The organism is Pectobacterium parmentieri (assembly GCF_001742145.1).
In the GTDB taxonomy this organism is placed as follows: Bacteria; Pseudomonadota; Gammaproteobacteria; order Enterobacterales; family Enterobacteriaceae; genus Pectobacterium; species Pectobacterium parmentieri.
In genome coordinates this window covers 2532704-2546275 of sequence record NZ_CP015749.1, presented here as the reverse complement: position 1 = coordinate 2546275, position 13572 = coordinate 2532704, and the positions used below count along the sequence as shown (strand labels likewise).

At 52.2% G+C, this 13572-nt stretch carries 13 protein-coding genes; 7 read left to right on the top strand and 6 right to left on the bottom strand.

Annotated features, from left to right (window positions below):
• Positions 1 to 3: 3 nt before the first annotated feature.
• The 4 genes from A8F97_RS11545 to A8F97_RS11530 all read right to left on the bottom strand — a co-directional run bounded on the left by A8F97_RS11545 (position 4) and on the right by A8F97_RS11530 (position 4498).
• Complete coding sequence (locus tag A8F97_RS11545) at positions 4 to 2373, bottom strand: fimbria/pilus outer membrane usher protein (RefSeq protein ID WP_033071122.1); 2370 nt, start codon at positions 2371 to 2373, stop codon at positions 4 to 6.
• 58 nt (positions 2374 to 2431) lie between these two features.
• On the bottom strand, positions 2432 to 3202 hold the full coding sequence (locus A8F97_RS11540) for a fimbrial biogenesis chaperone (RefSeq protein ID WP_033071123.1): 771 nt from the start codon (positions 3200 to 3202) through the stop codon (positions 2432 to 2434).
• Between the two features lie 35 nt (positions 3203 to 3237).
• Complete coding sequence (locus tag A8F97_RS11535; protein WP_014699111.1) at positions 3238 to 3774, bottom strand: Csu type fimbrial protein; 537 nt, start codon at positions 3772 to 3774, stop codon at positions 3238 to 3240.
• 175 nt (positions 3775 to 3949) lie between these two features.
• Complete coding sequence (locus tag A8F97_RS11530) at positions 3950 to 4498, bottom strand: Csu type fimbrial protein (RefSeq protein WP_014699112.1); 549 nt, start codon at positions 4496 to 4498, stop codon at positions 3950 to 3952.
• A 939-nt stretch (positions 4499 to 5437) separates the two neighbouring features.
• On the opposite strand from A8F97_RS11530, the gene sixA reads away from it, so the two are divergent.
• Positions 5438 to 5920 (top strand): phosphohistidine phosphatase SixA, encoded by a 483-nt coding sequence (sixA, locus tag A8F97_RS11525; RefSeq protein WP_015729972.1) that lies wholly within the window; start codon positions 5438 to 5440, stop codon positions 5918 to 5920.
• 98 nt (positions 5921 to 6018) lie between these two features.
• On the opposite strand, the gene smrB is transcribed toward sixA, so the two are convergent.
• The gene (smrB, locus tag A8F97_RS11520; RefSeq protein ID WP_014699114.1) at positions 6019 to 6561 is read right to left on the bottom strand and encodes an endonuclease SmrB; all 543 of its coding nucleotides are present in this window, start codon (positions 6559 to 6561) and stop codon (positions 6019 to 6021) included.
• Positions 6562 to 6732: 171 nt separating this feature from the next.
• Here smrB and prmB point away from each other — a divergent pair, with 171 nt between their 5' ends.
• The 6 genes from prmB to A8F97_RS11490 all read left to right on the top strand — a co-directional run bounded on the left by prmB (position 6733) and on the right by A8F97_RS11490 (position 11379).
• Complete coding sequence (gene prmB / locus A8F97_RS11515) at positions 6733 to 7665, top strand: 50S ribosomal protein L3 N(5)-glutamine methyltransferase (protein WP_014699115.1); 933 nt, start codon at positions 6733 to 6735, stop codon at positions 7663 to 7665.
• A gap of 74 nt (positions 7666 to 7739) precedes the next feature.
• Entirely contained in the window at positions 7740 to 8825 is a 1086-nt protein-coding gene (aroC, locus tag A8F97_RS11510) for a chorismate synthase (RefSeq protein WP_033071124.1), read from the top strand.
• Positions 8826 to 8830: 5 nt separating this feature from the next.
• Positions 8831 to 9676, top strand: coding sequence for a penicillin-insensitive murein endopeptidase (mepA, locus tag A8F97_RS11505; protein ID WP_014699116.1), 846 nt, complete (start codon positions 8831 to 8833; stop codon positions 9674 to 9676).
• A gap of 9 nt (positions 9677 to 9685) precedes the next feature.
• The gene (locus A8F97_RS11500) at positions 9686 to 10486 is read left to right on the top strand and encodes a sulfite exporter TauE/SafE family protein (protein WP_014699117.1); all 801 of its coding nucleotides are present in this window, start codon (positions 9686 to 9688) and stop codon (positions 10484 to 10486) included.
• 28 nt (positions 10487 to 10514) lie between these two features.
• On the top strand, positions 10515 to 11060 hold the full coding sequence (locus A8F97_RS11495) for an elongation factor P hydroxylase (protein ID WP_025919213.1): 546 nt from the start codon (positions 10515 to 10517) through the stop codon (positions 11058 to 11060).
• Between the two features lie 34 nt (positions 11061 to 11094).
• Entirely contained in the window at positions 11095 to 11379 is a 285-nt protein-coding gene (locus A8F97_RS11490; RefSeq protein ID WP_010285074.1) for a YfcL family protein, read from the top strand.
• 66 nt (positions 11380 to 11445) lie between these two features.
• Here A8F97_RS11490 and mnmC read toward each other — a convergent pair whose 3' ends face one another.
• A complete protein-coding gene (mnmC, locus tag A8F97_RS11485; protein WP_033071125.1) occupies positions 11446 to 13473 on the bottom strand; it encodes a bifunctional tRNA (5-methylaminomethyl-2-thiouridine)(34)-methyltransferase MnmC2/FAD-dependent 5-carboxymethylaminomethyl-2-thiouridine(34) oxidoreductase MnmC1 in 2028 nt (675 codons plus the stop codon).
• Between the last annotated feature and the right edge of the window lie 99 nt (positions 13474 to 13572).

Genomic DNA, 13572 nt, shown 5'->3' with positions numbered 1-13572 from the left:
ATTTTATCCTTTTGGGTCAGTCTGGCAGGTAAGCGGGCCGATGGTTGCCATCATGGTCTGTGATTCCGGTAGTGAGAACGCCACACGGCAAAGCCGTCCATCTTCTTGTTTAAAGCGCAAGCGAGTCGATGTCCCCAGATTGGCGAAGTAGGCCAGACCGTCATAGCCGCTGATCGTGGTGTTGCCGCTGGCTTCGTCTGTTATCCAGGTGCCGATGGTGAGAGGATTACCGTCTGTATTGCGCAGCATAATGTTGGCTGAGCGCACGACATGAACGGGGAACGTCACGACGGTGCCGCTGCCTTCTTTTACCGACACGCGTGACTCCACCTGTGGGGTAGTGACGTTGGCTGGCAGTTGTAACGTATCAATTTCCACTTTTGCGGGGTAATTGGATACGACCCACGGTACGAGTAAATGGCCGCGTTTATTGGTTTTCCCCACCAACTGGTTTTCATATTTCACCGGGACGTCGGGGTATCCCTCGGTATCGACAACAATAAAGGCGTCGTTGATGCGGTTACTGGGAAAAAGCCCTCCGTTCATGTAGATCAGAGAACCGCTCAGTTCCCCCCACTGTGTGGTATTTCCTTCATTGCCATACGCCCCGCCAGCCAGCATGGCATACGGGCCGCGCCAATTTAGTGCACCTTGATGATAAGGATTTCTGCCCGCACCATACGCCGCGTTCCAGCCAAAGCCACCTTCTGTCGGCGCGGTACGGTTCACTCCTACGCGCGGTGAATAATCGCCATTGTTGTCGCGCTGAATCCCAGCATTGACGCTGCTGTTGTTACCAAAAGGCATCATGAACTGAAGTTGGGCGCTGTAGCCGTTTTCCCCTAGCGCTTTGTTAACGGCGAGGTAGATGGAGCTGCCTTGCCAGATCTGGCGGCTGAAAGAGAGATTCAGCAGGCGGGTGCGGGTTGAATCGTAGGCACGGATATCGAAATAACCCACGCCAAACGAGCCATTGCCTTTACCGAAAATTTGGCTGCTGAGCGTTGCCTGGTTGCTTTCTCGGCTGAGGCGACCTTCCGTGAGCACAGCCGTTAAATCACGGTATTCTTCACTGCGTTTGGCATGTTGAACGCTCAGGCCAAATGCGGAGGTGTAATAGGAGTAGCCTGCGGTGTATTGGTGCCCGGTCGCGTCCTTTTCGCTCTGACTGTAGGACGAACTCAACGTTCCCCAGCGGCCAAGGGTAAAGTCGGCTCCTGCGCCGAGCAGATACAGATCTTTTACCGCTTCACCATGCGCTGAAACTGTCAGTTTATTGGCCAACCCATATCGATAGATGCCGCTGATGGCAGGATCGTCAGTATAGGCATTATTTTGTACGCCATAGTTCTGACGCAAAACGCCAACCGACAGATCGAAATCGCTTAACCCCTCTCTCAGCAATACGTTGGAGACGTAAAAAGGGATCGTGGTAGAGACTTGCCTCCCCTGAGCGTCCGTCGTAATCACGGTTGCTTCCCCTGCACCGTTCAGGTAAGGCGTATTGGTTAGGGTGAAAGGGCCTGCATTCAGGCTAGTGCTGTTGGCTTTATAGCCGTTGATAAACAGATCAAGCGTGCTGGGTACGGCGGCAGTACCGGTATATTGCAGCATCGGATAGGTTACGATATCCGGGCGAAGGCCGAAATTACGGGCGACACGTAGGCCGCCCATACGTACTGAATTGCTCCACGTCAAGGCGTTGCTAATCAGGTCGCCAACCTGGTAGGTGATCATACGTTCGCTATCGTTATAGCGCCAATAGGTATCAAAACGCCGATAACCACCTTGCTGCGTGTTATTACTGCCCGAAATAAAATTGTAGATCCCCGAATTGGATAAGGTGCCATAGGGGCTAAAAAAACGCTGTTCCATCCAACTGCTGAGTGAATCCGAATTGCTGCGGGGGGCGGTGTAATACAGATTATAGTTGAACAGTAAACCGGGGCTGCTGCGAGCGGGGAGGCGCGCCATGTCTTGTCCTCCACCTTCAACGGATTGTTCGGGTAGCCAGAGCGTGGGTACGGTGATCTGTAGCTGCTGTATGGCCTGATCGTAATCGGCGGTGACGTCTGGCAGCGTGCTGACATTGACGAGCCCCGTGCTTTGCTGCGGCAGGCGAACGTGATTCTGCCGCAGCACCTCGGCATCCACATAATAATTTCCAGCACGATACGTGACGGGCACCACGGTGTTATCGCTCTGTCCGTTAACGGAAAGCGTTAAGTAATAAACGGATTCGCTGAGTGAGGGCATGGCACGAGGGGGGGCCGGAAGATCGGTGTACTCTTCCGCGAGAACCATCGCAGAATAAAACAGCGCAAACGGGGCATACATGAGTAAGGGGAAGAGACCTGTATTGATGATCCTCATACCTGACCTCACCCTGGCTGCACAGGCAATAAACGCACCTCTGTCGTTAACCGTTCCATCATTCGCGTTTAATCAAGATGGGATCGGAGGTGTCGATCAGTTGGGTAAAGAGTTGCATCGCCGCACTCGGTGTGGGTACGCCGGCAGGCAGCGGCCAGCGCATCTCTTGTCCCGGTAGCACATAGCCCAAAAAGCCGTCGGTTAACGTTGTCCGACTCCCTTTGTTCTGGGCGGTGGACCAATAGACGTTGCTCAGGCGGGCATGTACTACGCCTCGGTTGCGGACATAAAGATAGTTTTTCCCCTCTGCCGTGCGGACTCGCCAACTGAGCACTGGCCGCGTAGGCTCAGTGCTGGCACGTCGTTTATCTGGGCGAACATGTGTCCAGATCCCTTCACCATCAAGAAACAGAGGCAGCAGATAGCGCATCTGGAATTGCAGCCCCATCTGCGGTGCATCTTGTTGGTAGGGCGTAGAGATTTCATCAATGATGACACGGTAAGCCTGCTCGGTATTGGCGGGGGCTGGGTTGACACGAATCAGACGCACCATATTGCGCTTACCCGGCTCCAGCGTCATGAACGGCGGGGTGGCAATCACGCTACGTTGTTCTGCATAACGATCCTGAAAGTCGATTTGCTTCCAGGACACGATGCGAATTTGTAAACCGACGGGCGCATTGCCTTTGTTTTCCAGCCACAGCGCCGAACTGCTCTCATCTGATTCAATGACCTGATAAATTGGCCAAACGAGGATAGAACTGGCGGCGAAGCAAGATAAGCTGATACTGCTTAACAAAAAAACCATTACCCGAATAAAAAACGTCATTTTCCTTTTCATTCTGTATTTACCCTGTTTTATTTTTAATAAGTCAGGCTGACGGTCACGTTATCGGTATAAACCCCTGCGGGAGGCAGAGGTGTGCCGCCAAAGTAGCGGGCATAAACCGTGTAGGTCTGGGTTGTGGTAGGAAAAGAGACAATGCTAAGTGCCAGACCTCCCGTCCCCCATACCTGCGTGCGTGCAGCATCGCGATAAAGCTGATACGCCAGCAGGCGCGTTCCTGCTGCATTTATCAGATAACGCTGCGTACTGCTGCCGCCATTGGTGCCGTAGTCCAGTTCAATAATGGCGTTAGTGCCCGGTGTGCAGGTGGCGATAATCGATCCGCCTCCGTCCGTGCTGGCAACATCCACGTTGGTCGCTGTAGAACTGCGAGTCCCGAAATTAAGTGGGCCCATATTGGGCTGGCTATTTGCTGTACTGGTGCCAAAAATACAGCCCTTTTGTATGGTTGCGTCGACGTCAAAGGTGCTGCTAACCGTGAGCGCCATTGTCACCGTAGGGACAAGAGGGCCAAACAGCAGAAGTGACGAAATCAATGCCGGAGGGAAACGCATCACGATACCGATGGTTACTTAGCCTGAATGGCGAGACGGAAAATGTCGGAAGTCGACTGCGGGGCGTAAGCAGTAAACGCGGCCGCGTGTATAAAATGTGGTGACATAGCCGTTCCTTTCTTTGTGGGGCAATGACCCTAAAAGGCCGACATGTAAGCATGTCAGCCTGTAAAAATTACCATTCGATAGTGGCAGTGATGGTGTCGGTATACGCTCCAGCGGCAGGCGACATAACGGTTTGGTCTGCTGGGGCGATGCGTGCATAAATCGGGATCAACTGTGGGTTGCCTGTTGCAGGAATAGCAATACCCGTAGCGTCTATGAGTGGAATTTCTGTCGAGCGTGTTGAGTCACTGTATAAACGGTAAGGCACATTATAGGTTCCCGTACTCGGAGTGAGCCTGCGTAGCGAGTTGAGTGGGTTCCCACCTTGACCTATCTTCAATGCTGCTGATAAGCCGACAGGACAACTGACGGTAATCCCGCTGCTCCCGCTGTTGGTAACCTGGCTGTCAATATTGGTCATCAGGTTTGAATGGGAGCCAAAGTCGATGGTTCCCCATGTGGTGCCGGCACCTCCACCGTTGTCGACCGCACAGGCGGCAGTGATGGTCAGCGATACGGGGATCTCGCCAGTAATCGTCACGCTGCTGGCGATGGGAGAGAGGCCGAATGTGGTGAATAATGTAGCCAGAATAGGTAATGTTATACGTCTAGAATTCATAACGATTCCTTTATAGGTATCTCACTTATTTTCATCGAAAGTATTTTCACGAAAGTGTATTGGTTTCCGTGAAAACTGCTCGTTACGAGTGACTATGACAAAAGAAATCATAACGAGTCGTTTTAATCAGTCCGAATATTTATATGGCATGGGGTAACCTATCGGAAAAATGCAGAGGGATTATTCTCTTTCCTGATTGGTAGAGCCACTGACACAAAAAATTCGCACTGCTGAAATATAGCTTGCTAAAATTTCAGTGTTTTTCGCATGGTGAAAATAAATCTATAAAGGAAAAATGTACTGCTAATTCTCTCTTCCATGATGATGGGGAATTCCGAACATATAAAAATAATAAAAAAGTTCTTCGATTTTTATCCTGAGTTGCACGAACATCCATAAAATAGAAGAGCAATCTATTTTTATTATATGACGTGATATTCCATATGATTTCTTTGTTTATATAAAGTGAATGTCAAAAAAATGCTATTTAAGATAAAGATAGAAGTAGAGTGGTTATTTAACAATATCTCAAAATTGATATGTGTTAAAAAAGTGAAAATGATTGATGTTGGTTTTGTGGTTGGGTTTTTATGCTGATTAATTAACTGGGTGTGGTTTTTTAATCCAAATAATGACCTTGTTGTAAGTGATTTTAATATCCACTTTAAGGTTGCGGTTACCTGTGCTGTAGAGAATACCTTCTGCCGTGTGTCTTTAAACCTTTTGTTTATCATGTGATTACTTCAAGGAGATGGGCGTCGGATGTGCCCGCACCTGAAACCTGCCTCCGTGTGAGTTTATCAACGTGAAAAACTCAGGTAACCTACAGTAATAAGACTGTTTATACCTTCCATACACTTATGTTGCAGGAACGTCAGCGCTCATACAACGTAAAGTATGCAGGATATACCATATATTTCATTAACATAGCGGTGTGATATGCAAGTGTTGATAATGCGTCATGGTGATGCAGTACTTGATGCAGCAAGTGATGCTGTTCGGCCATTAAGTGCCGGTGGTCGTGATGAGTCTCGCCAGATGGCGTGTTGGTTGAATGAGCAAAATATCGATATTGAGCGCGTTCTGGTGAGCCCTTATTTACGCGCCCAGCAAACGCTCGACGTGGTGAAAAAAGTGCAGCCTTTGCCAGAAGAAGCCGACTGTCTCAATGAACTGACGCCCGGCGGTGATGCGCAACTTGTGAGTTATTACCTGCAAACGCTGGCGAGAGAAGGCGTTGGTGCGGTTCTGGTCGTTTCGCATCTGCCGCTGGTGGGCTATCTGGTTGCCGAATTATGCCGGAATGAAACGGCTCCAATGTTTGCCACGTCTGCCATTGCCTGCGTGAAGATAGAAGGGGAATCCGGTAATGGTGTTTTGCACTGGCAGGTTAGCCCGGCACAACTGACCGCGAAACCCTGAGTGCTAACTTCGATCCCCTAAATTCGTAGGCTATATCCTAAATACTACGGGGCGTGTAATGCACTTACACGCCTTTTCGTTCGAGAGTATGACAGGGATTATTCAAGCGAAGGGGCTTCCAGCGCCACCAACACCAGCAGCGCGGCATTCCCGCCAAATTCTTTTGGAGCCTGATGAAAAGCCAGCACGTCAGGGTGCTGTGCCAGCCAAAGCGGTGTTTGTTGCTTAAGGATATGTTTGCCGTGCCCGTGCATCACGCAGGCGCAGTAAACGTGCTCCCGACGACAGGCTGCCAGCAGTGCGCCAAGCTCCTGCTTCGCCTGAAGCTGCGTCAAGCCGTGCAAATCCAGAAACAGCTCCGGTGAATAATCCCCTCGTCGCAGTTTCTTCAATTCATAATGGCTGGCACCCGGGCGGACATAGCGCGTCGGGCCTTCTGCATCCAACTGCGGCTGAAATTCATCCGAAAAATAAAAACTGGCATCAACCTGTTCCTGCAATGCCCGTTTGGCCGGCAATTCGCCTATTTTCCTGCGCAGCGGTTTATGGGTATAGGTATCCTGACGCAACTTTTTTGTGCCAGTGATTGACGTGCGAAAAAGCTGCAATTCGTCGTCATTCAGCGAATATTTATTACTCATCTTTCATTCATCTTGCGTCAACATTCGAGCAGTTTACCTTGTCTCTCCGCTGTCGCTAAATAAAAGTCTGTATCGGGGCGCGTTCAGTCGGTTATATCTGCTGATTTGTCGCGGGCTTCATGGCAAACTAAGCGCCAATTTCCTATTCAGAACTGTCTGCGGAGGACACCCTTGGACAAAATTTTCGTCGATGAGGCCGTCAGTGAACTTCATACTATTCAGGATATGTTGCGCTGGGCTGTCAGCCGGTTTAACGCAGCTAACGTCTATTACGGTCACGGGACGGATAATCCCTGGGATGAAGCTATACAGTTGGTACTGCCTAGCCTGTATTTGCCGCTCGATATTCCTGAAGATATGTATACGTCTCGTTTGATCACCAGTGAACGGCAGCGCATTGTTGAACGCGTGATCCGCCGTGTTAATGAGCGTATCCCGGTCGCCTATTTGACCAACAAAGCCTGGTTCTGCGGCCTGGAATTTTACATTGACGAACGCGTGTTGGTGCCGCGCTCTCCCATCGGTGAGCTAATCAATAACTATTTTGACGAGCAACTGCCGAAAGCACCAAACCATATTTTGGATCTGTGTACCGGCAGCGGTTGTATTGCTATTGCCTGCGCTCAGGCGTTTCCCGAAGCAGAAGTCGATGCAGTCGATATCTCCAGTGATGCGCTAGCGGTGACCGAGCAAAATATTCAGCAGCACGGTCTGGAATACCGCGTGACGCCGATTCGCTCTGACCTGTTCCGCGATTTACCCGCCATTCGCTATGATCTGATCGTGACCAATCCGCCGTATGTCGATGAAGAAGATATGTCCGATCTGCCGCAGGAATTCCGTTTTGAGCCTGAACTGGGGCTGGCGGCGGGCAACGACGGTCTGGATCTGGTTCGCCGTATTCTGGCTTGTGCGCCAGATTACCTTAGCGATGACGGCGTGCTGATTTGCGAAGTGGGTAACAGCATGGTGCACCTGATCGATCAATATCCAGAGATTCCGTTCACCTGGCTGGAGTTTGATAACGGCGGTGATGGCGTGTTTATGCTAACCCAGTCACAGTTGGTTGATTGCAAAGATCATTTTAGCGCTTACCGCGATTAAACGGTCATAACGATATTCATCCGCCTTACCGTTTGACGTTAAGACGGAAACAGAACACATGTGAAGGAGTTGTGATGGCAGGCAACAGTATTGGGCAATTTTTCCGCGTCACTACATTTGGTGAATCCCACGGTATTGCTCTGGGATGTATTGTTGATGGCGTACCGCCGGGTATCCCGCTGACGGAAGCGGATCTGCAACATGATTTGGATCGCCGCCGTCCGGGGACATCTCGCTATACGACGCAGCGACGCGAGCCCGATCAGGTCAAGATTCTGTCCGGCGTGTTTGAGGGGGTGACAACAGGCACCAGCATTGGCCTGTTGATTGAAAACACCGATCAACGTTCTCAGGATTACGGCGCGATTAAAGACGTCTTTCGCCCCGGTCATGCCGATTACACCTATGAGCAAAAATACGGCCAGCGTGATTACCGTGGCGGTGGTCGATCTTCCGCGCGCGAAACCGCGATGCGCGTTGCTGCGGGGGCGATTGCGAAGAAATATCTGCAACAGCAACATGGTGTGAAGGTGCGTGGCTATCTGTCACAGATTGGCGATGTCACCTGCGAGCTGAAAGATTGGGAACAGGTTGAGCAAAACCCGTTCTTTTGCCCGGATATCGACAAGCTGGACGCCTTGGATGAACTGATGCGCGCGCTGAAAAAAGAGGGTGATTCCATTGGTGCGAAGGTCAGCGTCATAGCGGAATCGGTGCCTGTTGGGTTAGGCGAACCGGTCTTTGACCGTCTGGATGCCGATCTGGCTCACGCGCTGATGAGCATCAACGCGGTGAAGGGTGTTGAAATTGGCGATGGCTTTGCGGTTGTCACCAAGCATGGCAGCGAAAACCGTGACGAAATCACGCCGGAAGGTTTCCAGAGCAATCATGCTGGCGGCATTTTGGGTGGGATCAGCAGCGGGCAGAACATCATAGCGCATCTGGCGTTGAAACCGACCTCCAGCATTATGGTGCCGGGGAAAACGATTAACCGTCAGGGGGAAGCGACGGAAATGGTGACGCGCGGACGTCACGACCCGTGTGTCGGGATTCGCGCAGTGCCGATTGCCGAGGCCATGATGGCGATTGTGTTAATGGATCACCTGTTGCGCCAACGCGCACAGTGTGGGGATGTGAACAGTCAAGTTCCTCGCTGGTAAAAATAATGAAACAAGGGTTAATCGGGGTTCTCGCGCTGGCGCTGAGTGCATCGTTGTTGTCAAATGCCACGTGGGCGAAAACGCCTTGGCAGGAGATTGCGCATCCGGTTGCGGGTACGGCACAGTCAATCGGTAGCTTTTCCAATGGCTGTATCATCGGTGCCCAACCGTTACCGTTGCAGTCTTTGGACTATCAGGTGATGCGTACCGACCAGCGGCGCTATTTTGGTCACCCCGACCTTTTGGCGTTCATTCAGCGCCTGAGCACCGAGGTGAAGCGCACGACATCGGGTAATGTGCTGGTGGGCGATATGGGAATGCCTGTCGGTGGACGTTTCAGCAGCGGGCACGCCAGTCACCAATCCGGGCTGGATGTGGACATCTGGCTGCAATTACCTAGGCAGCGCTGGAGTGAACAACAGTTGCTGAAACCGCAGCCTATCGATTTGGTTAACGCCAGCGGGCTGAGTGTTAATCCGCGTGTTTGGCGGCCAGAAGTCACCGCGTTGATCAAGACCGCTGCACTGGATAGCGACGTGACGCGTATTTTTGTTAATCCGGCGATTAAAAAACAACTGTGTGCCGAAGCCGGTCACGATCGTGACTGGTTACGTAAAGTCCGTCCTTGGTTTGCGCATCGTGCGCATATGCATGTTCGTTTGCGCTGTCCGGCAGATAGCCTGGAATGTCAGGAACAGAGTGATCCCCCTATCGGGGACGGATGCGGCGCTGAGTTAACCAGTTGGTTCCAGCCGAAGCAACCGAGCAGCGAAGCCCCAGAGAAAACGACACCACCACCGTTGCCGCCTTCTTGTCAGGCATTGCTCGACAGACATTTTGCCGCGAGATAACGAATAGCGATGGATTGGTTAGTTCTTGGGCCAGAAATGCTGGCCGTGCTGTTTTTTGTCGGGGCGTTGGCAGGGTTTATTGATTCGATTGCCGGTGGCGGTGGGTTATTGACGATCCCTGCCTTGCTGGCGGCGGGTTTGTCCCCGGCGCAGGTGTTGGCAACGAATAAACTTCAGGCAGTCGGTGGATCTTTTTCTGCCAGCCTGTATTTCATTCGTCGTCGTGCGGTGAATCTGGGTGAGCAGAAACTGGCTATTGCGCTGACGTTTGTCGGCTCGACCTTTGGTGCCTGGTTGATTCAGCAAATCCATGCCGATTTTCTACGCCAACTGTTGCCGTTTCTCATCATTGGCATCGGTCTCTACTTTTTACTCACGCCCAAAATCGGCGATGAAGATCGGCAGCGTCGCCTGTCGCCACTTCCGTTTGCGATTGTGGCAGGCGGCTGTGTCGGCTTTTATGATGGTTTCTTCGGTCCCGGTGCCGGGTCGTTTTATGCGCTGGCCTTTGTCACTCTGTCTGGTTTCAACCTGGCAAAAGCGACGGCGAATGCCAAAATCCTGAACTTTACCTCTAACTTCGGTGGGCTGTTGTTTTTTATGCTCAGCGGAAAAGTCGTCTGGGTGGTTGGGGGAGTGATGCTGATCGGACAGATCCTCGGTGCGCGGCTTGGTGCCAGAATGGTGATGACGAAAGGGCAAAAGCTGATCCGTCCTATGCTGGTGTTGGTTTCCGCTATCATGAGCGGCAAGCTGATTTATGACAGTCATGGGCATGCGATTGCTGCCTGGCTGGGACAGCTTTTATGATAACAATTTTATGATAACAATAGATAACATGACAACGACGCACCATTATCAACAACTGATTGATATCTTTAATGATTGCTTTGGCGACGAATATAATACCCGTCTGGTAAAAGGCGACGATGAGCCTGTTTATCTGCCAGCAGATGATGAGATCCCGTATCATCGGATTGTGTTTGCCCACGGTTTTTATGCCAGCGCGCTGCACGAGATTTCTCACTGGTGCATTGCTGGTGCACAGCGGCGTTTGCAGGTCGATTTCGGCTATTGGTACTGCCCGGATGGCCGTGATGCCACGACGCAAAGCCAGTTTGAAGTGGTGGAAATTAAGCCTCAAGCCTTCGACTGGCTGTTTTGCGTCGCGGCAGGCTTTCCGTTTAACGTCAGTTGCGACAACCTGAACGGCGATTGCGAGCCGGACCGTATTGATTTCCAACGACGTGTGCATGCACAAGTGATGCAGTATCTGGACGAAGGTGTTCCCGCGCGTCCGGCGAGCTTTATTCGTGCGCTACAATCGTTTTACAATACGCCACCGCTGACGGCGGCGAGCTTCCCGTATCCAGCCGATCTGTGATGAGCGGGAACTGCAAAAAATTTGAGGATAAGAAATGATCGCAGAATTTGAAACGCGCATTCTGGCGCTGATTGATGACATGGTAGAGCATGCCAGCGACGATGAGCTTTTTGCCGGTGGCTATTTACGTGGTCATCTGACAGTGTCAGTCGCCGAAGCGGAAGAGAACGGGGAACACACGCTTGAAGCACTGCATGTGCGCGTCAGCGACAGCATTAATAACGCGATCAAAAACGGTGAACTGTCACCGCCGGATCAGGTGCTGGTTAACGGAATGTGGGAACGTTTGTTCCAGCAAGCGCAAAACAGCACGCACTGATTTCATCGGTGCTAACCGCTAATTTGTCGGTGCTGGCTTAGCCAAGCCAGCACATCCTCTTATCCATTAATCCTGCGTCACGGGTTTGCCTTTCAGCAGTTTCCTTATCCAGAAGCGATTTGGATTTAGCGCGGATAGCGTATCGCGATCCAGCGGTAGAGGTTCGCCGTACATCTGCGAAGCTAAAATTTCTGCCGCAAGTGGGGCAGAACAAAGCCCGCGCGATCCTAATGCACCGATAATAAACAGATCCTGCCAATAAGGTGCGCTTGGTACCGTGTCAGTACGGTGCTGTGGATGCAGTCGATCTTCATACTCTGCCAGCGTTTGATCATAATCTGGCACCGCGCCTAAGAGCGGCAGATGATCGCGCAACGCACAACGGACACCTTGACGAGCCTGCCCGCCGCTGACATCGACTGTCTTGGTCCAATCTGCGTTGGGCAAGCAATTCAGCAGGCGCTGCCGGTTCTCCTGCTGTTCTTCTTCCCGATAATCACAATGGGCTTCGCCCCGTAGGTAGCTTGCCCCGATGCAGTGTGTTTGATGCTGCGGGCTCGCTGGCGTCAGGTAGCCGTCGTAGCACAGCACCTGCTTTAGCTGCCCCAGCACAGGGTTAGTCGGAATATGGCTGACCTGCCCACGCACGGCGTAGCCGGGTAAGTGGCGGGTTTGTGACCAGTCGGTAATCTGGTGACCGTTTGCCAGCACCACGACCGCATGGCTGACTTGCTGACCCGTGCGTAGAGTGAGCGCCCAGCCTTTGTCCGTTTTTTCCAGTGCTGAAACGGCGGCATTCATCTGTACCGACAGGCCGTGTTGCTGTGCCAGCTTCAACGCAGCGGCTGTCAGTTCTGCCGGACACAGCCAGCCGCCGTCGGGGTAGGTGATGCCATTTACGCCGGGATTCAGGCCGCTCTGCTTTTCCAATTGCTGTGCATCCACGCTAACGACCAGTTCTTCCGGCCATTCCCCTTGCAGAATCTGCTCGATCTTACGCGTGCTCTTTTCATCCCAGGCAAGCTGGCTGACGCCGCACCACTGATGTTCAAATTCCAGACCTTGCTGCGCCAGCGCCGTGTAGCTACGGTGGGCGAAGTCAAAGGCGAGCGAGAAAAATCGGGATACGGCGTCGTGCCGGTTATTCAGCAGAGGATACAGCGCGCCCTGACGATTGCCGGATGCGCCAGTGGCAGGCTGTGACTCTGCACAGTAGAGCGTGACGTTTGCGCCGCGCCGTTGCAGAGCCAGTGCCGTAAGCACGCTGGCGATACCGCCGCCGATAATCGCAATATCGTCAGTCGTGCTGGCAGCAGGGCGCGCGTACCACGGTGTCGGCGAGGGGACGGGAAGTGCATCGGGCAGCATGCCGCTAAGCATCTCGCGCTTTTGCCCAAATCCTTTGACTTTACTAACGTGAAAACCTGCCTGTTGCAGGCCGCGACGCACAAAGCCTGCGGCGGTAAAGGTAGCGAATGTGCCTCCTTTACGACACAGGCGCGCCATCGTCTGAAACAGATTCTCCGTCCACATATCGGGATTTTTAGAGGGCGCAAAGCCGTCCAGAAACCAGGCGTCAACCTGATGGTTTTGAGTGTCATCCAGCTCTGGCAGCAAGACATTAACGTCACCAAACCATAAATCGAGCGTGATGCTGCCTTGCGCCAGAATCAGACGGTGACAGCCCGGTAGCGCTAACGGCCATTGCTGGCGTAATTCATCTGCGAATTCTGCTAGCTCCGGCCACTGTGCGTGTGCAGCCGCCAGATCGTGCCGGCGCAGGGGGAATTTCTCGAAGCTGATGAAATGCAAGTGTCGTAGTGTTGCCTGCGGCTGCTGTTGACGAAAGTGAGCAAAGGCTTGCCACAGCGTGAGAAAATTCAGGCCGGTGCCAAAGCCAGTCTCCGCTATCACGCAGTTTGTACGCGGGTGCGTAGTGAAGCGTTCAGAAAGCTGATTACCCTGTAAAAACACATAACGGGTTTCTGCTAACCCATCCTGATTCGAAAAATAGACGTCATCAAACTGTTGCGATACAGGTGTACCCTGAGTGTTCCAACTTAACGACGCGTGTTGGATGGGGAGGTTCGCCACGGCAAAAGCTCATTATTCAAGTGATGGCGAGATTTTAACGGGCTGGAGATCGTGGTGCAAATTTAGCAATAATTTCGCGATAGTTCGGCTGATCGGACT